The sequence below is a fragment of the Comamonas sp. F1-6 genome (assembly GCF_039581415.1).
GTDB lineage: Bacteria > Pseudomonadota > Gammaproteobacteria > Burkholderiales > Burkholderiaceae_C > Comamonas > Comamonas thiooxydans.
In genome coordinates, this window is the sequence record NZ_JBCPWN010000010.1 from 22571 (window position 1) to 44150 (window position 21580).

Annotated in this window: 22 protein-coding genes; 3 read left to right on the forward strand and 19 right to left on the reverse strand. The window is 65.1% G+C overall.

Annotation, left to right across the window (positions count from 1 at the left end):
* Window positions 1-46: 46 nt before the first annotated feature.
* From AAIL66_RS12155 to gspF, 3 genes are all read right to left on the reverse strand, one after another.
* Window positions 47-964, reverse strand: a complete 918-nt coding sequence (locus AAIL66_RS12155; RefSeq protein WP_003061895.1) for a 5'-nucleotidase — start codon at window positions 962-964, stop codon at window positions 47-49.
* Between the two features lie 61 nt (window positions 965-1025).
* Entirely contained in the window at window positions 1026-2228 is a 1203-nt protein-coding gene (locus AAIL66_RS12160) for an ammonium transporter (protein ID WP_034357332.1), read from the reverse strand.
* Window positions 2229-2359: 131 nt separating this feature from the next.
* On the reverse strand, window positions 2360-3583 hold the full coding sequence (gspF, locus tag AAIL66_RS12165) for a type II secretion system inner membrane protein GspF (RefSeq protein WP_003061898.1): 1224 nt from the start codon (window positions 3581-3583) through the stop codon (window positions 2360-2362).
* 160 nt (window positions 3584-3743) lie between these two features.
* Between gspF and AAIL66_RS12170 the strand changes: the two genes are divergently transcribed.
* Window positions 3744-4493 (forward strand): SDR family oxidoreductase, encoded by a 750-nt coding sequence (locus AAIL66_RS12170; protein WP_229228061.1) that lies wholly within the window; start codon window positions 3744-3746, stop codon window positions 4491-4493.
* 72 nt (window positions 4494-4565) lie between these two features.
* On the opposite strand, the gene AAIL66_RS12175 is transcribed toward AAIL66_RS12170, so the two are convergent.
* The 5 genes from AAIL66_RS12175 to AAIL66_RS12195 all read right to left on the reverse strand — a co-directional run bounded on the left by AAIL66_RS12175 (window position 4566) and on the right by AAIL66_RS12195 (window position 9515).
* On the reverse strand, window positions 4566-5222 hold the full coding sequence (locus tag AAIL66_RS12175; protein ID WP_343496848.1) for a glutathione S-transferase family protein: 657 nt from the start codon (window positions 5220-5222) through the stop codon (window positions 4566-4568).
* Between the two features lie 93 nt (window positions 5223-5315).
* The gene (locus tag AAIL66_RS12180) at window positions 5316-6005 is read right to left on the reverse strand and encodes a YafY family protein (RefSeq protein WP_034409031.1); all 690 of its coding nucleotides are present in this window, start codon (window positions 6003-6005) and stop codon (window positions 5316-5318) included.
* A gap of 125 nt (window positions 6006-6130) precedes the next feature.
* Complete coding sequence (locus tag AAIL66_RS12185) at window positions 6131-7135, reverse strand: LLM class flavin-dependent oxidoreductase (protein ID WP_343496849.1); 1005 nt, start codon at window positions 7133-7135, stop codon at window positions 6131-6133.
* A gap of 45 nt (window positions 7136-7180) precedes the next feature.
* Window positions 7181-7465, reverse strand: a complete 285-nt coding sequence (locus AAIL66_RS12190) for a hypothetical protein (RefSeq protein ID WP_034357691.1) — start codon at window positions 7463-7465, stop codon at window positions 7181-7183.
* Between the two features lie 97 nt (window positions 7466-7562).
* Window positions 7563-9515 carry a hypothetical protein gene (locus AAIL66_RS12195; RefSeq protein ID WP_343496850.1) on the reverse strand — a complete coding sequence of 651 codons (1953 nt, stop codon included), beginning with the start codon at window positions 9513-9515 and terminating at the stop codon, window positions 7563-7565.
* 173 nt (window positions 9516-9688) lie between these two features.
* On the opposite strand from AAIL66_RS12195, the gene AAIL66_RS12200 reads away from it, so the two are divergent.
* A complete protein-coding gene (locus AAIL66_RS12200) occupies window positions 9689-10867 on the forward strand; it encodes a helix-turn-helix transcriptional regulator (protein ID WP_034357343.1) in 1179 nt (392 codons plus the stop codon).
* Between the two features lie 11 nt (window positions 10868-10878).
* Here AAIL66_RS12200 and AAIL66_RS12205 read toward each other — a convergent pair whose 3' ends face one another.
* From AAIL66_RS12205 to gspG, 10 genes are all read right to left on the reverse strand, one after another.
* Entirely contained in the window at window positions 10879-12240 is a 1362-nt protein-coding gene (locus tag AAIL66_RS12205; RefSeq protein WP_034357344.1) for an ATPase, T2SS/T4P/T4SS family, read from the reverse strand.
* 13 nt (window positions 12241-12253) lie between these two features.
* On the reverse strand, window positions 12254-14635 hold the full coding sequence (gene gspD, locus AAIL66_RS12210; protein WP_343496851.1) for a type II secretion system secretin GspD: 2382 nt from the start codon (window positions 14633-14635) through the stop codon (window positions 12254-12256).
* Window positions 14636-14638: 3 nt separating this feature from the next.
* Complete coding sequence (gspN, locus tag AAIL66_RS12215; RefSeq protein ID WP_343496852.1) at window positions 14639-15469, reverse strand: type II secretion system protein N; 831 nt, start codon at window positions 15467-15469, stop codon at window positions 14639-14641.
* A gap of 8 nt (window positions 15470-15477) precedes the next feature.
* Window positions 15478-16020, reverse strand: coding sequence for a type II secretion system protein GspM (gene gspM / locus AAIL66_RS12220; protein ID WP_343496853.1), 543 nt, complete (start codon window positions 16018-16020; stop codon window positions 15478-15480).
* Window positions 16017-17243, reverse strand: coding sequence for a type II secretion system protein GspL (gspL, locus tag AAIL66_RS12225; RefSeq protein WP_343496854.1), 1227 nt, complete (start codon window positions 17241-17243; stop codon window positions 16017-16019). The genes gspM and gspL overlap by 4 nt, the downstream gene beginning before the upstream one ends.
* A gap of 45 nt (window positions 17244-17288) precedes the next feature.
* On the reverse strand, window positions 17289-18290 hold the full coding sequence (gspK, locus tag AAIL66_RS12230) for a type II secretion system minor pseudopilin GspK (protein WP_343496883.1): 1002 nt from the start codon (window positions 18288-18290) through the stop codon (window positions 17289-17291).
* Window positions 18291-18355: 65 nt separating this feature from the next.
* On the reverse strand, window positions 18356-19048 hold the full coding sequence (locus tag AAIL66_RS12235; protein ID WP_080746943.1) for a prepilin-type N-terminal cleavage/methylation domain-containing protein: 693 nt from the start codon (window positions 19046-19048) through the stop codon (window positions 18356-18358).
* A gap of 3 nt (window positions 19049-19051) precedes the next feature.
* A complete protein-coding gene (gspI, locus tag AAIL66_RS12240; RefSeq protein ID WP_034357356.1) occupies window positions 19052-19417 on the reverse strand; it encodes a type II secretion system minor pseudopilin GspI in 366 nt (121 codons plus the stop codon).
* The gene (locus AAIL66_RS12245; protein ID WP_232096946.1) at window positions 19414-19794 is read right to left on the reverse strand and encodes a type II secretion system protein GspH; all 381 of its coding nucleotides are present in this window, start codon (window positions 19792-19794) and stop codon (window positions 19414-19416) included. The genes gspI and AAIL66_RS12245 overlap by 4 nt, the downstream gene beginning before the upstream one ends.
* 259 nt (window positions 19795-20053) lie before the next feature.
* A complete protein-coding gene (gspG, locus tag AAIL66_RS12250) occupies window positions 20054-20482 on the reverse strand; it encodes a type II secretion system major pseudopilin GspG (protein WP_083994671.1) in 429 nt (142 codons plus the stop codon).
* A gap of 70 nt (window positions 20483-20552) precedes the next feature.
* Here gspG and AAIL66_RS12255 point away from each other — a divergent pair, with 70 nt between their 5' ends.
* Window positions 20553-21023: a general secretion pathway protein GspC gene (locus AAIL66_RS12255; protein ID WP_034357363.1), complete on the forward strand. Its 471-nt coding sequence runs from the start codon at window positions 20553-20555 to the stop codon at window positions 21021-21023.
* Here the strand turns inward: AAIL66_RS12255 and AAIL66_RS12260 are convergent.
* The gene (locus AAIL66_RS12260; protein ID WP_343496855.1) at window positions 21016-21579 is read right to left on the reverse strand and encodes a histidine phosphatase family protein; all 564 of its coding nucleotides are present in this window, start codon (window positions 21577-21579) and stop codon (window positions 21016-21018) included. The genes AAIL66_RS12255 and AAIL66_RS12260 overlap by 8 nt on opposite strands.
* Window position 21580 lies beyond the last annotated feature (1 nt).

Sequence of the window (21580 nt, forward strand, 5' to 3'; positions counted from 1 at the left end):
CCGCACTTTCAAAGTTTTGCATTCGCTTGCCGGACTTTGCCAAGCTTTACGTAGGCAGCGCCGCCTTGTCATGGGCAATGCCGCTGCGCACATGGCCCGAGGGAACATGCCCTGCCGCATTGCGTACATGGCCGGTCTGGTCGTCGAAGAAGAAATCGGGCTCGAACTCGCGCAGAAACCCGCCCTTGGCCAGTCCGCCGAGGAACATGGCTTCATCGACATCGATCTTCCAGTCCATCAGCGTATTGAGCGCGCGTTCATGGGCCGGGGCGCTGCGCGCCGTGACCAGCGCCGTGCGCACGCGCATGCCGGCCACATCTGCCTGCTGCAGCCGGTGCAGGGCGGCCAGCAGCGGCTTGAACGGGCCTTCGGGCAGCGGCTGGGCGGCTTTCTCCAGCTCATGTTGCTGGAAAGCCTCCAGGCCCTGGGCCTGGAAGATGCGCTCGGCCTCGTCGGAAAACAGCACGGCATCGCCGTCGAAAGCGATGCGCACTTCGCGCGGATGGCTGCTGCTGGCGCGCATGGAGTCGGTGAACACATGGGCTGCCGGGTAGCCCAGCTGCAGTGCCTGGGTCACGTCATCGGCATTCGCCGAGAGAAACAGCTGGGCTCCCAGCGGACGCAGATAGCCGAAGGGGTCGCGCCCCTGGGTGAATACGCCGCGCTGTATGGAGTGCAGGCCGTGGGCCTGGGCCGAGCGGAAGACGCGCATGCCGCTGACGGGGTCGTTGCGCGAGAGCAGCACCACTTCCACATGCTGCTGTGCCTCGGTGTTGAAGGCCAGCAGCTTCTTGACCAGCGAGAAGGCCACGCCGGGCGCGGCAGGCACGTTCAGCCGCTCGCGCTGCAAGCGCAGATAGGTCGCCGGGTCGCTGTCCTCGAAGAGGCGGTTTTCCTCCTCGAAATCGAACAGGGCTCGCGAGGAGATGGCGACGACGAGCTTGTCGTTCAGGGTCATGGCCATGGCGGTACGGCTTTGAGCGGATGTGCAGACAAGCTTCGATGATACGCAGGCCGCCGCGCCCTCACCAGTTGGCTTCGCGCTCGGGCGTGGCACTGATATGGTGTATGGACAGATCGGCGCCGTCGAATTCCTGCTCCTGGCTCAGGCGCAGCCCCATGGTTTTCTTGAGCAGGCCATAGACCAGCAGGCCGCCGAGCGCTGCCCAGGCCACGCCCATCAGCGTGCCTATGAGCTGGGCCATCGGATGTACGCCGCCAAGCCCGCCCAGTGCCTGCGTGCCGAAGATGCCGGCTGCAATGCCGCCCCAGGCGCCGCACAGACCGTGCAGCGGCCACACGCCCAGCACATCGTCGATCTTCCATTTGTTCTGCGTCAGCGTGAACATGAAGACAAAGATGGCGCCGGCGGCAGCCCCCACGACCAGTGCCCCCAGAGGGTGCATCAGATCCGAGCCCGCGCAGACGGCAACCAGACCGGCCAGCGGGCCGTTGTGCACAAAGCCCGGGTCGTTTTTGCCCACGGCCAGGGCAGCCAGCGTGCCGCCCACCATGGCCATTAGCGAGTTCACGGCGACCAGACCGGAGATCTTGTCCAGGCTCTGGGCACTCATCACATTGAAGCCGAACCAGCCCACGATCAGAATCCAGGCTCCCAGCGCCAGGAAGGGAATGCTGGAGGGGGGCGTGGCGGCGATCGCTCCGCCCTGGCGGTAGCGATTGCTGCGCGGACCCAGCAGCAGCACGGCGCCAAGAGCGATCCAGCCGCCCACGGCGTGGACCACCACGCTGCCGGCAAAGTCGTGGAACTCGGCACCGGTCAGCGCCTTGATCCAGGCCTGCACGCCGAAATGCTGGTTCCAGGCAATGCCCTCGAAGAAGGGGTAGATCAGGCCCACGATCATGGCCGTGGCGATCAGCTGGGGCCAGAACTTGGCGCGTTCGGCAATGCCGCCCGAGATGATGGCGGGAATGGCGGCCGCGAAGGTCAGCAGAAAGAAGAACTTGACCAGGCCGTAGCCGTTGAGTGTCGTCAGCTGCTCGGCACCCACGAAAAAGTGCGTGCCGTAGGCCACGCCATAGCCGAGCGCGAAATAGACCACGGTGGAGACCGAGAAGTCGACCAGGATCTTGACCAGGGCATTGACCTGGTTCTTGCGGCGCACGGTGCCCAGCTCCAGGAAGGCGAAACCGGCGTGCATGGCCAGGACCATGACGGCGCCCATCAGAATGAACAGGGCATCCGCGCCCTGTTTTAGTGCTTGCATGAAAACGCTCCAGCTGAAATTTGCTATTTATTGGTGCGAAATTGCGTAAAAAACCCGCAATGCACTAAAAGAAAGCAAGAATTGCGCCAGGCTGGAGTGGGTGCTTCCGCACCGTTGCGGGCGCGGCCGGCCTATTTGACGAACTGGTTGAGCTGGATGATGGGCATGAGCACGGCCAGCACGATGAGCATGACCACCAGTCCCATGACGACGATGAGCAGCGGCTCGAGGATCGTGGCCAGGTGCATGGCACGGCGCTGGACCTCGGTGGACAGCTGGGTGGCGGCACGCTGCAGCATCAGCGGCAGCTGGCCCGTCTGCTCGCCCAGCCGGGCGAACATGGCGACCAGGCCCGGAAAGCGCTTCTTCTGAGCCAGGGCCGAGGCCAGTGGCGCGCCTTCGCGCACCAGCACCAGCGCATCCATGGCATCGGCGCGCAGGGCGCGGTTGTTCAGCGTCTCGGCCGCAGCCTGCAAGGCCTTGAGAATGGGCACGCCCGCTCCGGCCAGCATGGCCAGAGTGCCGGCAAAGCGCGCCGCGTTATAGCTGCGCGAGAGCCGGCCTATGAGCGGCAGACGCAGCCACTGGGCATCGAAGCGCTCGCGAAACGCCTCGTTCCTGAGCGCCAGCCGAAAGCCCACGGCAGCCAGCAGCAGCACGGCCAGCATGAGCCAGCCGTAGTGGCGCACAAAGTCGCTGATGCCGAGCATGACCACGGTGAGAAACGGCAGCGCACGCTTGGTGCCGGCAAACACGCCGGCCACCTGCGGCACCACATAGCTGACCAGAAAGATCACGATGACGATGGCCACCAGCGTCACGATGGCCGGATACAGCGAGGCGCCGATGAGCTTGGACTGCAAGGCCTGGCGCGCCTCCAGGTCGTCGGCCAGGTTTTCCAGCACCGGACCCAGGCTGCCGCTGGATTCACCGGCGCCGATCACGGCGCAAAAGATATCGGAAAACTCGCGTGGATGCTGTTCCAGCGCCCTGGCAAAGCTGGAGCCGGCATTGACCTCGGCCCTCAGCGCTGCGACCAGCTGATGCTGGCGTTCGTCCTCGGCTTCCTCGGACAGCGCAGCCAGTGCGCGTTCTATGGGCAGGCCGGAGCTGACCAGCCCCGAGAGCTGGCGGGTCCATACCGCGAGGCTGGTGGAGTTGAAGACCGGGCGCGTGAACCATCCGGAAGCGCCGGTGCGGCCCTGGCCCTTGCCTGCGGCGACGGGCTCGACCTGCAGCGGCACCAGGGCCTGGCTGCGCAGCTGGCTGCGCGCGGCACGGGCGTTGTCGGCTTCCAGGGTGCCCTTGCGGGTCTGGCCCTGGGCATCCAGGGCTTCAAAGGTAAAGGCGGGCATGCGCGAATCGATCTGACAGGTGAGGGGTTAGTGCAGATGGTAGCGACTAATGATGTCAGCACTTCGGCGTTTGAGAGAGCGAACCCGGCTTGACGCAGGTCAGGACTGCCGCGGCTGAGGTCGGCACAATGGTCTGCCGATTCAAGAATGCGAGGTTTCGATGCTCAAGGACAAGGTTGCATTGGTGACGGGGGCTGCATCCGGCATAGGCCGTTGTGTGGCGCTGACATGGGCCAGGGAAGGCGCGCGGGTGGTGCTGGCCGACCTCAACGAGGAGCAGGGCCAGGAGAGCGCGGCCCTGGTGCGCGAGCTGGGTGCCGAGGCACTGTATCTGCGCGCCGACGCCGGCAGCCCGGCGGATCATGAAGCGCTGGTGGCCCTGACCATGCGCCACTTCGGCAGGCTGGACGTGGCCTGCAACAACGCCGGCATCGGCGGAGCCAGCGCGCCAACCGCCGACTATCCACTCGATGCCTGGGAGCAGGTGCTGCGCGTCAATCTCTCGGGTGTCTTCTATGCCTGCAAATACCAGATTGCCGCCATGCTGCAAGGCGGTGGCGGCTCCATCATCAATATGGCGTCCATCCTCGGTGCAGTGGGCTTTGCCAACTCTGCGGCCTATACGGCCGCCAAGCATGGCGTGCTGGGTCTGACCAAGGCCGCTGCGCTCGAATATTCAGCCCAGGGCGTGCGCGTCAATGCCGTGGGGCCGGGCTTTATCCAGACCCCCATGATCAGCGGTCTGGAGCAGGACCCTGCCACGCATGCGGCGCTGGTGGCGGCCCACCCCATGGGACGGCTGGGCCAGCCCGAGGAGATTGCCGAGCTGGTGGCCTGGCTGGCCAGCGACCGTGCGTCGTTTGTGACGGGTGCTTATTACCCGGTCGACGGCGGTTACTTGGCACGCTGAGTGGTCTGCAGCGGTTTGCTAAAGGTCTTGATGGCCCTGCGCTTGACTGGCGGTCGCTGCAGGCCAAAACCCTTAGGCGACTGGCGCCATGGCGGCGGCTTGCATATCGCCGTCGATCTCGTCGGCACGCACCGAGGCTGCACGCTGCAGCAGCGGCGTGGCATAGGCCTCGAATTCGGGCCGCCTGGGCAAGCTGCCGTCCATCATGCTCCAGCCGATATAGCTGGCCAGATACAGATCGGCGGCCGTGAAGTGGTCGCCGCAGACATAGCGTTTGCCGGCCACCGCATGCAGCAATGTGTTCAGCACATCGTCAAAGCGACCAAAGCCCGCGCTTATGGCCTGCTGATGAGTTTGCGATTGCAGCCAGCCTTCGTTGCGGGCGGTTGTGACGGCCTCCACCGGCCCGGCGACAAAGAACAGCCAGCGAAAGTAGCTGGCGCGCTCCGGGCTGCCCATCGCCGGGGCCAGTCGTCTCTCGGGGAAAAGCTCGGCCAGATAGGCGAGGATGGCTCCGGTCTCGGTGACCACGGCATCGCCATGCTGCAGCGCCGGGACCTTGCCCATGGGGTTGATGGACAGGTACTCGGGCGACTTCATCTCGGGTCCGAATTCCAGCTCAATGGTTTCATAGTCGGCACCGCATTCCTCCAGCATCCAGCGCACCATGCGGGCGCGCGATCTGGGGTTGCTGAAAAAGCGCAGCTTGGGTTGCTGAGGTGTGGACATTGCGGCTCTCCTTGGCGGGCTGTTGTGACATGGCAAAAACGCCATGCAGCCAATGTAGGAGCGGGGGCTGACAGTTTCTGTCAGCAGCGCCGCTCAATCCAGCGTGTAGCCGGTTTCGTCCAGCCAGCGCTGTATCAGCGCCTGGCGTCGCTGCGGATAGCGTTCGCCCAAATCCTCCAGCGCGTCCACGCGGTCGGCGCGAAAGTGACGAAAGGCCTGGCGCAACTCGCACCATGCCGAGACCACGCGGCTGCGCTCGAAGTAGGCCATGGCAAACGGCCAGACCCGGCGCTGGCTCGGCACGCCATGCTGGTCCCGGTAATGCAGCACGACCTTGTGTTCGGCACGGATGGCGCGGCGCAGCGCGGCCTGCCAGGGCTCGGGCGGCGGGTCGTTCTGCATATTGGGAACCAGCAGGCCGCTGGTATCGACGGCAATGCGTAGCTCCAGTGGCAGTGCTGTGCGTATGCGGTCCATGGCGGCGGTGGCGGCCTGTGCCAGTTGCGGATCGGCCTGCAGGCTGGCCCAGCGAGCGCCCAGCAGCAGGGCCTCCAGCTCGTCGGCGTTGAACATCAGCGGCGGCAGCAGAAAGCCGGGCCGCATCTCGAAGCCTATGCCGGGGTCGCCCAGGATGTCGGCGCCCTGGGTGCGCAAGGTGGCAATATCGCGATACAGCGTGCGCAGGCTGATGCCCAGCGCCTGGGCCAGCTCGGGCCCGGTCTGCGGCTGACGGGCGCGGCGCAGCGTATCCAGCAATTGCAGCAGACGGGCGGAACGGCTCATGGGCGAAATCTGAGAGGTGAAAGACGCAGGAGTTTGGCATGCTCTCATGCCGGGACGCTGGTTTGTCGTTCTCTCTGCACTCCCTCCTACCGCGCAGCGTGAGAGGAGGGAGCTGCCAGGACCGCTCAGGCGGAGTTCATGGCGTCAGCCGTGATCTCCAGGCTGCGCAGGCGCAGCTCGGCGTCATAGACATCGCTGACGATCATGAATTCATCGGCCTGGGTCTCGTCGGCCAGCTTTTGCAGGCCCTGGCGCACGGTATCGGGGCCGCCGATGACGCCCACTGCCAGGAAATCGGCAATCGCCGCCTGGGCGCGCCCATCCAGCTGCTCCCAGAAGTCCGGTACCGGGGGCATGAGGCGGGTGCGGTTGCCGGTCAGAATGCCGAGCACGCGCTGATAGGTGCTGCTGGCCAGAAACCGCGCCTCTTCATCGCTGGGGGCTGCAATCACGGGCACGCCGACAATCGCGTAAGGCTTGGCCAGCGTGGCACTGGGCTTGAACATCTGGCGATACAGGGCCAGGGCCTGGTGCAGCATGCGCGGCGCAAAGTGCGAGGCAAAGGCGTAGGGCAGGCCCATGTGTGCAGCCAGCTGGGCCGAGAACAGACTGGAGCCCAGCAGCCAGATCGGGACATGCGTGCCCGCGCCCGGCATGGCGATGATGCGGGCGCCGTCCTGGTGATCGCCCAGCAGGCGCTGCAGCTCCTGTACGTCGCGCGGGAAGTCCTCCTCGGTCTCCACGCGGTCGCGACGCAGGGCGCGCATGGTCGCACCGTCGGTGCCCGGCGCGCGGCCCAGGCCCAGGTCGATGCGGCCCGGGTAGAGCTCGGCCAGCGTGCCGAAGGCCTCGGCCACCACCAGCGGTGCATGGTTGGGCAGCATGATGCCGCCCGAGCCCACACGAATCCTCTGCGTGGCGCCTGCGATGTGGCCGATCAGCACGGCCGTGGCCGAACTCGCAATGCCCGGCATATTGTGGTGCTCGGCCAGCCAGTAGCGGGTGAAGCCCAGCTTTTCAGCCTGCTGCGCGGTGCGCACGGCAATCTGCAGAGCATCGGCCACCGTTCCGCCTTCGCGCACGGCGACCAGGTCCAGCATGGACAGCTTGACGTTGTTCAGGGATTTCATGGCGATTGATCTATATGGTTTTGATAGCTTGCAGCGTTTTCTGGGTCAGCGTTTGCGGCCGATCTCACGTCCAAGCACAATGCCGACCAGCACACCCCAGGCCAGCAGCACGGCGGCCATGGCGTAATAGCTGCTGCCGGCCTGCATGGCAAATACCGAGCCCAGCAAGGCCACCAGCGCCGCCATGCGGATCACGCGGCGCAGCTGGTCCACGGGCAGGCGGGCCTTGAGGTTGAACAGCACGGCGAGGCTGATGACAGCCAGGGCGATCAGCAGCAGAAACAGATCGCCGCCATAGGGCTGGACGGAAGTGCGAAGGTTTTCAAGCATGGCAACGATTCTGGCAAAGCTCAATGACCGCTGCTGGCTGAGGCCATGCATGAAAAAGCCCACCGAGAGGTGGGCTGTGCTGCGCTAGGGCGGGGAGTCAGTTCAGGCCGAGGGCGGCAAGCAGCGCATCGGCGGCAGTGCCATTGAGCCGCTGCTGATTGCTGACCATCTGCTTGTCCCGATAGCCGACATAGGTGATGCCGCCGCGCTCGACGAACAGGCGGTAGTTCTGGAAGTTGCTGACATTGAGCTGGGTGGGCTCCTGTGCGAAGCGCAGCACCTTGGCATCTGCCTGGGTGGCGATGCTGTAATTGCTGACCAGGATCGTCTTGCAGGTGGACACGCCGTTGATGAACAGGGTCCGGTTGTTGGGCAAGGTGCTCATATCACCCTCGCATTCATAAAAGCGCGCGCGCTGCTCGCCGCCGTTCTCGAAACCCACCATATAGCGCTTGTAGGCGGCGCTGCCATCGGGCTTGAGATAGTCGCGGCGGCTGACCAGCACGCGCGAGTTGTTGCCATGCACATCGGCGGCCGAGACATTGGGCGCAAAGTCGCCGGCATTCCAGGCGATGAATTCCGCAAGCGTGGCGCTGCGCCAGGTGCTGGTGTCAGGGTTGTTCGGTGCGTCGGCACGGGCAATGGTGGCGCGGTTGGCGTTGTTGCTCAGGTAGTAGTCGCTGCCGCCCAGGTCGGTGACGGTGCGATAGCTGAGCGTGGAGCCGTTGGGGAAGGTCGTTTCGGCCGGAAGCTGATCGGGCCTCGGGCCCCAGTTGGCAAAGCTGCCGTCGGCAGAGTCCTGCCAGGGGGCGGAGCGGATCTCGGTGACGATGTCACGCATCTTCAGGCCTGCGATATTGCGCACACTCTGCTTGGCTCTGCTGACCAGGCTCTTGCAGTATAGGGATTCGCTCTCTCCGCTCGCGAGGCTGGTGACCTGCTGCACGAAGTCCGTGGGGCAGGCAAACCATTCGCTGCCGGTCCAATAGATCTGAGGCCTTGTCCAGGGCTGCTCCTGGCCGCTGACCACGCGCTCGCGGAACTCCGTGAAATAGCGTTTGCCGTTCGCATCGGGAGTGTTCTGCTCGGCCGTGGCTTCGAAGGCCCGGATGTAGTAGTTGCTGGTGTCGGTAAAGCTGAGCCAGCGCAGCTGCGTGCTCGCCGTGGGGCCGCCGGCCTCGGGGATGCTGGTTTGCGACTGCATGGCTGCGATCAGGCCCACATTGCCGGCCGTGACGCCCGAAGCGCTGGCCACCTGCTGGGCGGCGGTTTCCATGGCGGATTGCTTGTCCTTCATGGAGCTGCTGGTGTCGCTGAGGGCGGGATTGTCCAGCACGGCCGTGGCCAGGGTTTGCAGCTGCTGCAGCAGCACGCTGTTGACGGCGGCGTTGAGCTGTACCGAAGTCAGCGGCGCGCCGTCGACGCCTGTGGCGCCTGCCGTGTTGGTGAGCTGGGTCTGGGTGGTCACCACGATCAGGCGCGCCATGGTGGCGGCCAGCTTGCCGGCGTTGCTGTCGTCCTGGGTGAAATCCGCCAGCACCGAAGTGCCCAGGCCCAGCTGGCTCTGGATGGCTGCTGCCGCATCGGCGGTGCTGCTGCCCGTGGCCTGGCTGTGCGCCTGGACCAGGGTGCTCAGCGGGCTGACGACACCAGGCTGATCGGCGGGTGCTCGCAATATGAAAGCCACGGGAACGGCGCCGGTGTCGGCATCGACAGAGTCCTTGGTGACCAGGGCCAGAATCGGGAATTTGCCCACATCGGCCTCTGGCACTTCCAGGCTGGCCTGACCGGCGGCATTGGTGACGGCACTGGGCTCCCCTGCGTCGCAGCTGCCGTTGTCGTTTCTGTCCATGCAGACCCTGACGTTTTGCAAGGCGCCGTCGATCACGGTGGTGGAGATCGATTTTGTGGCCGGAGCCGGGGCGGGCGACGGAGCAGGAGAAGCGCTGTCGCTGCCGCCGCCGCAGCCGGCAATGGAGGCAATCAGGACCAGGGTGCCCAGGGACACCGAGCGGCGGATGAATGGAGTTGTGGTGAGTGCTTGTGACATGGCAGCCTTTGGTTGATAGAGTGGCTGCCGTTGTTTGTAAGCACTTGTTGTCGCGAAAACATCACCAAATTGGGTGAAGGGTTTGCAGCTATTTCAAAGTGTGAGTAAATGAAATGAATCCCCAGCGAAGCTCCATGAGGTGCTTGCTGTGGCGAGCCTTGGAAGGAGGCTCTATGGCGGTAGCGCATCTGCCTTTGATGTTGCAGGAACGGTTGCCCGCATTGATTGCGGCCATCTACGAGTCGGCACTGGAGCCGGCGCGCTGGCAGGGCTTTCTGGCCTTGTTCGGCGCGGCCCTGCGTTCACCGGCCAGCGTCATCTGGGCCAACGACTTTGCGCAGCGGACGGTGGATCTGGACGGGGGTTTTGGCACTTTCGGCGCCAGTCAGGGCTTTGCCGCCGCCGAACTGGAAAGCTTTGCCACGCACTACTGTCAGTGCAATGTCTGGCTGCAGGACCAGAGTCTGCATAGACCGGGCACGGTGGTGAATTCCTCCACACTGTTTCCCGACCGGAACCTGCCCGGTACCGAGTGGTATGGCGACTGGCTGCGACCTCAGGACCTGTTCTATTCCTGCGCGGCCGTGGTCGACAATCAGCATGACCGATCGTTCAACATCACCGTTGTCAGGCCGCATGCCGTGGGTGCCTACAGCGCCGAAGAGCTGGGCCTTGTGCAGCAGCTCATGCCGCACCTGCAGAGCGCATTTGCAATTCACCGACGCCTGTACCGTACCCAGGCATTGCTGAATGCATCGCTGGCCGTACTGGAGGATCTGCCGGTAGGCGTGGTTCTTCTGGACGAACGTGCGGCCGTGATGCATGCCAGCAGCCGGGCCTTGCGCCTGATGGAGCAAAGCCAGCTGATGTATCGCGCGGCCGACGAGAGCCTGCAGGCCACCAATGCCGCAGACCAGCGCTGGCTGCAGAAAGCCATGCGGGACTGTGTTGCCACGGGGCTGGGCAAGGCGTTGCACCACGGGCGGGCCAGCCGCTTCACAGGGCTGGCCGGACAGCAGTTGCAGGTCATGGTGTCGCCCTTGCCCATACATAGCAGCCCTTATGGCGAGCGCAGTGCTGCCATGCTGCTGATCAGCGATCCGGCGCTGCGCATTCCTTCGCTGCAGGATTTGCTGCGCAATCTCTATCGGCTCACGCTGGCAGAGGCTCAACTGGCCCAGGCGCTGATCAATGGCTGGACCCTGCAGGAGTTCGCCGAGAGACAGGGCCTGTCCATCCATACCGCGCGTTCGCAATTCAAATCGGCGGCGCTCAAGGTCGGTGTGGGGCGGCAGGCCGATTTCGTGCGCGTGCTGCTCACGGGGCCTGCCATGCTGCGCTGGCGCGAGTGAGTCTCGGGTCCTCAGTCGCGCGTGACGCGCATCACCTCGGCTTGCGTGGTGATGCCTTCGCGAACCAGGCGTTCGCCATCCTCGCGCATGAGCTGCATGCCTGCAGCCATGGCAGTCTCGCGGATCTCGGCCTCGCTGGCACCGCGATGGATCTGGGCGCGAATCGCATCGTCCACGGCCAGCAGCTCGAAGATGCCGGTGCGGCCACGGTAGCCACTGGGCTCGCTCAGGTCGACCTTGCGTACCAGGCGCTGTGCCAGCACTCCCAGCAGCGATGAGGACAGCAAAAAGGGCTCGACCCCCATGTCGATCAGGCGGGTGACGGCGCTGGGTGCGTCGTTGGTGTGCAGCGTGGCCAGTACCAGGTGGCCGGTGAGCGAAGCCTGGATGGCGATCTGCGCGGTTTCGAAGTCGCGGATTTCGCCGATCATGATCACGTCAGGGTCCTGGCGCAGCAGGGCGCGCAAGGCCTTGGCAAAGGTAAGCTCGATTTTGGCGTTGACCTGGGTCTGGCCCACGCCGGCCAGCTCATATTCGATGGGGTCTTCCACCGTCATGATGTTGCTGTGGCTGGCATCCATGCGCTGCAGCGCGGCGTAGAGCGTGGTGGTCTTGCCCGAGCCCGTGGGGCCGGTGACCAGCACGATGCCGTGCGGCTGTGCCGTGAGATGGGTAAAGCGCCTGAGCGTCTCGCCGCCCATGCCCACGGCTTCCAGGCTGAGCTTGCTCTCGCTCTTGTCCAGCAGGCGCAGCACGGCACGCTCGCCGTGGGCGCTGGGCAGGGTGGAGACGCGCACGTCAATGGCTCGCGTGCCCAGGCGCAGGCTGATGCGCCCGTCCTGGGGCAGACGTTTCTCGGCAATGTCCAGATCGGCCATGATCTTCAGGCGGCTGATCAGGGCGGCGTGCAGGGCGCGATTGGGCTGAACCACCTCGCGCAGATCGCCGTCCACGCGAAAGCGCACGCTGGAATGGCGCTCGTAGGGCTCGATGTGGATGTCCGAAGCACCGTCGCGCGCAGCCTGCGTGAGCAGGGCGTTGAGCATGCGGATGATGGGGGCGTCGTCGGCGGTTTCCAGCAAGTCCTCCACGGCTGGCAGGTCCTGCATCATGCGCGTCAGATCGGCGTCGGACTCGACCTCGCTGACCACCATGGCGGCGCTGGAGTCGCTTTGCGCATAGGCCGCGCTGATGCGATGGGCCAGCGCGCCGCTGTCCAGCAACTGCCAGCGTTGCACCGCATGCTTGCGCTGCACTTCGGAGATGGCCGACCAGTCGGGTTGCGGACCATGCCAGAGCACGGGCTCCTGGCCGTCATCCTCGATCAGCAGCTGGCTGCTGCGGGCAAAGCCATAGGGCAGGGGGTAGCGCATGCCTGGCCTTCGCTTACAGGGTGCCCGGGGGCAGGGTGGCGGGCGTCACAGGCGTCACGGTCACAGGCTGGCCGTTCACCGTGGGCTGACCCGGGCGCGTGAAGTCCACGATCTCGGGCTTGGCCCCGGGAACGATGGCCACATTGGGCACGCTCGCCGGTGCAGCACCGCTGGATGCGGGCAGCAAGGGCGCGGCATTGACATTGCGCATCAGCAGATTGGGGTCGGGCTGCACGGTTTGCTGCATGCCGCGAATGGACTCATAGCGGTCCTGCGAGAGCTGGCTGGTGGAGTTGGCGTCACGCAGCACGGTGGGGCGCAGAAACACCATCAGATTGGTTTTCTTGCGCTCGCGGCTGGTGTTGCGAAACAGATTGCCCAGCAAGGGAATGTCGCCCAGCAGCGGCACGCGCTCCTGGCTCTGGCTGTATTCGTCGGCAATCAGGCCGCCCAGCACCACGATGGCGCCGTCCTCAACCAGCACATTCGACTCGATGGAGCGCTTGGTGGTGGTGGCACCGGACTGTGCATTCGCCGTCCCCTGCTTGACCGCCGAGTTCTCCTGGTAGACGGCCATCTTGATGGTGCCGTTCTCGTTGATCTGCGGACGAATCTTGAGCAGCGTACCCACGTCCTTGCGCTCATAGGTGGTGAAGGGATTGACCGAGCCCGAGGTGCCGGCGGTGTTGGTATAGGAGCCTGTGGGGAAGGGCACGTTCTCGCCCACCATGATGCTGGCCTCCTCGTTGTCCAGCGTCATCAGATTGGGCGTGGAGAGAATGTTGGTGTCGCCGTCGCCCTGCATCAGGTTGACCAGGGCGCCCAGGCTGGTGTTGCCGTTGACGTTCTGGGTGAAGCCCAGGTTCATGCCCTTCATGCCGCCGATCGCCGAGGCCTGGCTGTCGGTGAGAGGCGTGCCGTTGACCAGATTGCCCACGGCACCCGACAGGCCGAAGATGTTCGAGATGCCGCTGATGGAAGTACCGTTGCCGAGCACGCCCAGCACGCGGCCGTTGTTGCGGATCACCGAACTCCACTGCACGCCGAGCTGGGCCGCCTTGTCGGCCGAGACTTCGACAATCAGTGCTTCGATCAGCACCTGGGCGCGGCGGCCGTCGAGCTTGTCGATGACGGTGCGCAATTGACGGTACAGCGGGCCGGGGGCGGTGATGATCAGCGAGTTGGTCGTGGGGTCGGCCTGGATCATGCCGCCCGTGGAGGGTTGCTGGGCCGTGCCGAAGCGCGAGCTGGGGCCGCTGTTGCCGCCGCCCAGGCCTACGGTGGCGCTGCCGTCCGTGCCGCGCGAGATCACGGGCTGGGAGCTTGCTGCATTCGTGGTCGAGCCGGCGGCTGCCGTCATGCCCGGCTGGCCACCCAGGGCGGTGCTGGCGCTGGTCTGGGCGTTGATGGCGGCACGCAGCGTGGCGGCCAGGGACACCGCGTCGGCGTTCTTGAGATACACCACATGGATGTTGCCGTCGTCACCGTTGCCCGTCATGGCCGGCTGGTCCAGACGCGCGATCAGCGAGCGGATCTGCGACAGCTTGGCCGGGTTGGCCGCACGGATCAGCACCGAGTTGCTGCGCGGCTCGGCCAGTATGGAGGTGCGGAAGCTGGTGTCCGCCAGGCCTGCTGCCGCGCCGGCTCCGGCCTGGACCACGCCGCCTGCGGTGGCAGAGCCGCCTTCCATCAGACGGTTGACCAGGGCCACCATGTCGGCGGCAACGGCATGGCGCAGCGCGATGACTTCCACATCGGTGGCGTTGGATACATCGGTGCTGGCGATGATGCGCGAGATGCGCTGCAGATTGTCCGCGTAGTCGGTGATGATCAGCGAGTTGTTGCCGGGGTTGACGTTGATGGTGTTGTTGGGGCTGATCAGCGGCCGCAGCACGGGCACCAGATTGTTGGCGTTCTCGTAGTTGAGCTTGAAGATCTGCGTGACGATCTGTCCGCCGCCAGCCTGACTGCCGCGTCCGCCCTGGCCGACGGAGACCTCGCTGGACTGCAGCTTGGCATCGGCTTCGGGAATCACCTTGAACAGACCTGCCGACTCCGTCACCGTGAAGCCCTGCATGCGCAGTGCCGCCAGGTATTGCTGATAGGCAGTGGCAGGCGAGACGGCCTTGTCGGTCAGCAGCGTGATCTGGCCCTTGACGCGCGGATCCACCACCACATTGCGATTGGTGATGGCTGCCATGGCGCGCGACACGGCCTCGATATCGGCATTGGTGAAGTTCAGCGTGACCGGCTCGCCAGGTCGCAAACTGGGAGTGGCATTCGCTTGTCCGCTCTGGGTTTGAGCATGAATAGGTGCTGAAATGCAGACGGCAAGCGAGGCAACAGCTATCGAATGCAGTGTGTTTTGCCAGGCGGTGCGTGAATGCTGAGTCATGTGTCAACCAAAGGTGATGATGGAGCGCGCACCCTGGCGGCGCCCCAAGATATTGAGCAAATTCGACAGAGCGGCTTCGCGCTCGGGGCTGGCAGAGGCTTCGCCACTGAAATGCAGGCGCGAGCCCACCCATTGGCCCTGGCCGCTGAGCTGCAGGTCGCCGCCCAGCGTGGTCAGATTCAGCTGGGCATTGTCTCCGCCCTGTATATCGAGGCGGTAGCTGCCCAGGGGCTTGAGCGACGACAGCCTGGACGATACGGCCAGCGCTTCCAGCCGCGTCAGGCCCTGGCTGGTAGCCCGGCCGGCGCGATATTGCATCGTCAGCCCGACGGTGGACAGGCGCAACTGGCCCTGCAGGGCCACGGTGTTCCAGGGCGTGCCCAGGCCGGCCAGCATGTCGGCGGGCAGTTGCAGCACGCTGTCCTTGAAGCGCACCGTCATGGCGTTCCAGCCCGGCTGCAACTGCGCCAGCATCGGGGTGCTGGTGCAGCAATCGCTTTGCAGGCTGATGCTGGCGCCGCTCAGGCCGGGTCGCAGTGTCCAGTTCAGGCGCGTGGGCAGGCTGCTCTGGTCCTGGCTGTCCTTGCCGCCCGTGAGCACCAGCCTGGCCGAGCCGCGCCAGAGCGTGCCGCGCGGCTCCTGCAGCTGTACCTGGTCGGCTGTGATCGATTGCACGCCTGCGGCCAGCCAGGCCGCCGGAGCCTGGACCAGCACCGTCAGCAGAGCACCCAGCAAGGCACCGCCCACTGCCCAGCGGCGCGGCGAACGCGGATCGCCCGGCTCACGCGGTCTGCGCGAGGCTTTGCTGGTGGTGCGTGAGGTGCTCAGGCTCATGGTCGCGGCTAATTCTGTACACCTGCGTTGTCGGGCAAGTCGAGCAGTAGATTGCCGCTCCAACGTGTGACGGCAGCGCCGTCGACGCTTTCGCCGAGATTGCGGTTGAGCTTCATCTCGGCCACCGAGGCATGGCTGTTGTCACGCACCTGTGCCAGCCAGCGGGCCAGGGCGGGAGCGGCGGCATTGCTCAGGCTGACCTGGGCACGGTTGCCCAGCCACTGCAACTGTGCGCTGCTGCCGAGTTCGGTCTTGAGCGACTGCTCCAGCTGCGTGCGCGCATCAGCGCTATTGCCCTGCGGCTGCTGGCGCAGCAGCTCGGCCTGGGCCTGCATCTGCAGCATGTTCTGTAGCTCGCGCTCCGCTGCCGCATGGCGTGCGGGGGCCGTGCGCAGGCTGTGCAGGGCCGGTGCCAGTGCCACCCACCAGAGCAGGGCCAGCAGCACGACGCTGGCGGCGATCAGCAACAGATTCTGTTCGCGCTGGGCCAGGACGCTCCAGCGCTGGCGCAGCGGAGCCAATGCGGTTTTCAAGGCGTTTTTCTGCTTCATGGCCTAGCCTTTGCACTCAGCACCAGATCTGCTCCTTCGCGTTGCAGCATATAGCCATTGGCCTGCAGGCTTTGCTGTGCGTCGCCCACTGCTTCGGGACTCAGGTCCAGACCCGAGATACGCAACTGCTTGTCCTGGTATTGCAGGCTCTTGGCATTCTGCACGCCCTGAATGCCGGCGCTTGCGGCCAGCAGGGCTTCAAGGTCGCTGGCGGACAGTGCGCCGGAGTTGCTGCGCAGCAGATCCAGTTCGCGTTGCATCTGTACCGGAGCATCGATGATGACGGGCACGTGAGGGAAGGTGGTCTGAAGTACCTGCTTGGCCTGCTGCTGGCGCAGTTCGATGGCACGGTTTTCCCTGAAGGCCCAGGCGTTGAGTCCGACCAACTGGGCGACGACGGCAATGCCTGCAGCCCAGCGCGCAGCACGCCATTGCGGAGCCTTGGCAAAACCATGCCAGGCATCGAGCAGGCGGCGCTTGGCGCGGGTGCTGCCGCCCAGGTCCAGATCGAACTGGGCCAGGTCGCCTGCGTAGCCATGGCTTTGCAGCAGCCGCTGGGCGGCGGTGAAGATACTGACCGGGCGCTGCAGTGTCTCCGCGCTGCGTGCCAGATGGGGTTCGGCCAGCACCGGCAGATCCTCGGGTAGGCGAGCCAGCAGTGGCTGCAACAGGCCGGCATCGGCATGCTGGGGCAGGACGACGAGGCAGGCTTGTGCATCCAGTCCGGTGGCACTCAGCTGGGGCTGGGTGCTGTCGCCCGACAGAAGCAGCTGGGCCTTGCTGCTTGGCCATTGTTCGGGCACCAGACGGCTGGCGGCATGACCATGCTGTTCCAGGGCCTGCAAATGGGATTGCAGCCAGCCCTTGTCGCAGGCAGCCACCCAGCAGGTCTGACCCGCCGCCGAGCCAGCGTCCAGTGCCAGGTGCATGAAGGACGGCTCATCGAGCAGCTTTTCTTCCAGCAAACCCTCAAGCACGACGCGCAGACGCTGCTGGCGCCGGCTTTGCACATTCAGTCCTGGAGGCAGGGTGACGGCATGCCAGGACAGCTGAGCGACCGGGATGACGGCGGTGATCTGGGCCGCGCGGCCCGTGGCCGGCAGCAGGGACGCCGCAGCCTGGCCGCTGCGCTGAATGCTTTGGCCATCGTCGCTGAGGACGTAGAGATATTCCGTGGCGGAGTTGGCGTGCTTCGCCGACAGCTGTATTAGCAATGTGCTCATGAGGGAAGATGCAGCATTCTATGGGGGCAGTGTGACATCAGGGTGTCAGGGTCTGGCAACTGCGGGCATACCCCAGTCGGCGTGCTCCTGCCACAGGGTAGTCACGTTCATGTCCTTGCGCTGAATCAGTGAACGCTGGCTCAAGACGTTGTCCCCGAGGCGCAGGCGACCGCGGGCTTCGAAATAGCTGGTGGTCACGGAGTGCATGGCACTGTTGAAGACGCCGGTCAGCCCTATGGCCGCAGCCGCTGCATTCAGGGACTTGAAAGGCGAGGCGTCGCGCAACTGCACCAGCTGGTTGGCGCGGGCCCAGTCCAGGTCCTCGGTGCTGGCCCAGATGACCTCGGCGCTGGCCGTATTGAGATTGACCATGGTGCGCTCGGGCAACAGCGAGACATAGGGCTCGATGCGCGCGATGATGCGCGGATCGACGCCCAGCCAGCCCAGTTGCCCGACGGTGCGCGGCATCAGCGCCGCAGCCTGGCTCTTGCCGCGCAGGGCCTGCTGCAAGGCCGTGGCGATCTGCATGACGGAGCTGCCGGGCAGACCCAGGCGCTCGAACAGGCGCAGAAAAGGCTTGAGGTTCTCCTCCTTCACGCTCGAGTCGGCCCCGCTGAGCAAATTGCGCAGATTCAGGCGCGACTGCAGATCCACGATCTCGCCCGAGAGAAAAGCGTCCTGCATGTCGGCAAGACCGTCATTGACCTGGCTGACATTGTTCTTGGCTGCCAGAAATGTGGACAGGCGAGCCTCCTTTAGCGGAACCGCCCAGGGCTCGCCCAGATGATCGACCGGGTTGCTGCGGTTGGCGCGCGAGTCCTCCTGCAGCACCACGCGCGACCAGTCCAGCGCGCCCAGCAGCAACCAGTTGGCCTGCACGCGATTGCGTTCGGCGGTCTCGATTTCCACATCGCGCCATTGCTGCCAGAGCGCGGCCGAGGCCAGGGTGGCAACCAGCACCACCGTCAGCATGGCTGCCAGCAGTGCTGCACCGCGCTGGCGCGCGCGTCGGAAACTGGCGCACCCCAAGCCGGAAACCCCGAGCATGGGCCGCCCCGCAGCGATGGCGTTGTCCCTCTGGAGGGAAGGCGCGAAGCGACTCAGGGGGGATTTCATGATCTGGAGTTCGAGCGCAGCGGGTTGACCCAGTCCACCGTCATCACTCCATTGAGCGCGCGGCCTGGGGGCAGTGTCAGTTCTATGCGTATGCCGTCGGGCACGACCGGCAGCACGGGGTTGCCGTCGCTGCCGACGCTGCTGCCGTCATCGCTGCCCTGATCGCTGGACTGCGGATTGGTCCAGGCGTTGCTGCGGTAGTAGTAGACGCGCCACAGATCAAGCGGGATCAGCACGGTCTCGCGGCGCATCTGGTCGCTGGAAGGATTGCGGCCCCATTGGGCCGCCTGGTTCCAGGCATCGTTCCATTCGCTGACCGTGCGCGCGGGCAGCGATTGCCAGCGCACCCATTGGAAGCGGCCATCGACATTGCGACGGCTCCAGGCCACGATGAGCGCCCCGTTGTCGACGGCTGCACTGGTCTTGCGCGTCAGGCGCAGCACCTGGCCGTCCCAGTCCAGCACCTGGCGACCCTGCAGCGGCATCAGCGCGTTGAGGTCGGCATTCCACTGGGCCAGCACGGTCTGCATGACGGCGTGTTGCTCACCTTGCTCGCGTGTCACTTCCTGCGCCCTCAGCATGCCGTCGATGCCGCGCCAGCTCATGATGGACAGCAGGGCCATGGCAGCCAGGGCGACCAGCAGCTCGATCAGCGTGAAACCTTGGTTTCTGTTGCGCATGCTGCTCATGATTCAGTAGCGACCGACGATGGTGGAGACGCGCAGCACCGCAGCCGCTTCGGAAAACACCTGGGCATCCACGCGCCTGAAGCTGGGGTTGGGCGTAGGGCGCACGCTGAGCTGTACCTGCATCTGTCTGCCGGCCTGCTGGCACTGGATGGTGGTGTCGCCGACGGCAGGCATCTGATTGAACAGGCGCAGTCGCACCAGTTCGTTCTGCGCGCAGAGCTGGGCCAGGATGACGTCGGACTGGCGCTGGGCGTTGCGCGTCAGGGCGCTGCTGGCCTGCAGGCCAGCCAGCAGGGTGACGCCGACGATACCGACCGCGACCAGTACCTCGATCAGCGTGAAGCCGCGCTGCAGCAGGGCGGGCTTCATGGCGTCACCTGCAGATTTTGAATGCTGAACGGGCGCAGCCCGTCGGTGGCCAGCCGCAGTGGCGCCGAGTTGCTGCCGGGCAGTGACAAGGTAATGCTCTGCCTTGGAATCAGCGGCTCCGGTCCCAGCACCACGGGTGTATTGGGCTGCACCAGCACAGGAGTCTGCAGCCATTGAGTGGGCATCTTGACGTTGGGTGGCAGGCCTTCAAACCGGAAGCCCTGCGGCATCGGGCGCCAGACCACCAGGGCGCCATTGGTACGGGCCTGGGCGCGTGCCGATTCGAGCAAGGTGGCCAGACGCTGGGCCTCGCGTTCGAGCTGCTGCTCGCCGCTGTCGCGTATGGCCAGGCTCACACCCGCCGTCGCCAGCGCCATGATGGAAATCACCACCAGTAACTCCAAGAGTGTGAATCCCCCCTGAAGCGCTGCGCGCCTTCCCCCCCGGGGGACGACAGCCTGTGCTGCGGGGCGGCCCTTGCTGGCTGTCCCTGTGGCTGAGCGCGCCGGCTTTACAGGCATTTGATGCATGCGGGGTTGCCGCCGGGCCGCCCCAAGGCAAACCCCGGCACCAGCCGGTCAGGGCCCCCTCTGGGGGCAGCGACCACACGCTGTGAGGGAGCGTGGGGGCTCATTGCTATTGCCAGGAGCCAATATCCGCATCCTTGCCTTCGCCGCCGGCCTTGCCGTCAGCGCCAAAGGACATGATGTCGATGGGGCCCTTCACGCCTGGATTCAGGTATTGATAAGGATTGCCCCAGGGGTCATTGGGCAACTTTTCCAGGTAGGGCTTCCAGTTCTGCGGAGCGGGGCCGGTGGTTGGTTTGGTTACCAGCGCCTGCAGGCCCTGTTCGGCCGTTGGATAGCGCTGGTTGTCGAGGCGGTAGAGCTTGAGCGCCTGGTTGATATTGGCGATATCGGTCTTGGCTGCGGTCACGCGCGCATCGTCGGCGCGGTCCAGCACATTGGGCACGATAAGCGCTGCCAGCACGCCAATGATGACCAGCACCACCATCAATTCGATCAGGGTAAAGCCGCGCGATGCGGCGTGGCGAATAGCAGACATCGGATGACGGCAGTTGGTGCTCATTGGAAACTGTAGGAAAAATGCAGTATTGCACCATCATAATCGTCGAATGCGACTGCAATCTTTCAATACCGGTCAGGGCCTTTCCATGCCGGTCAAACTCACGACCCTGCTGCTGTGGGCGATTGCCGCTGCGGTGGTGGTGTTCTGGACACTCCGGTTCGTCGGCAGTGGCAGTGAGCAGTTACATGTCGTCCCGCCTGCGCAGCCGGTACAGGCCAATGTCCAGGCCATGGCCAAGGCTTTGGGGGCGGTCGCCGCGCCTGTTGCCGCCGTGGCCGCGCCAGTGGCCAGCCGCTATGCGCTGCTGGGGGTGCTGGCAGGGCACGAAACAGGTGGCGGTGCCGCGGTGATCGCCGTGGAAGGCAAGGGCAGCAAGGCCGTGCGTGTAGGTGAAGCCGTGGAGGATGGCGTGATTCTGCAATCTCTGGCGGCGCGCGAAGCGCGACTGGGCCCTGCCAATGGGCCGGCCAGCACGGTGCTGCAATTGCCCAGGCCGCCCATGGCCAGCTTCAACTGAGTTCGAGCTGCAGCCACTGTCCATAGGCGGGCGCCGGCAAGGTCCATTCATGGCTTTGCGGCAGCCGGCGGCCATGTTGCAGCAGCCACTGCGCACAGCGTGCCACACCGGCATGGCAGATCCACACCATATGTTCGCTGTCGCTGCTGAGCGCGTCCTGCAGCGCCTCGTGGACGCGCTGCAGCATCTGTGCCAGTGATTCGCCCTCGCCGGGTGCGTGCCGCGCCAGATCCTGCGCCCAGGCACCGATGGCAGCTTCGCCGATGTCATTCCAGCGCAAGCCTTCCCAATGGCCGAAGTCCATCTCCAGCAGTCTGCCGTCGGGGGTGGAGACGAAATCCGGCTCCAGTACCTGCAGATCCAACGCCAACTGCCTGCATCTTTGTAGCGGCGAGTGCCGGATCTGCAGCTTGCTATGCAGGCGCTGCAGAGATTGCTGCAGGGTCTGAGCAGCTTGCCGGGTGGCCTCTGCATCGGCGGCGATATCGAGGCGGCCATAACAGCGCTCGGTATCGATCAAGGGACGTGCGTGGCGCACCAGCCATAGTGTCTTCATG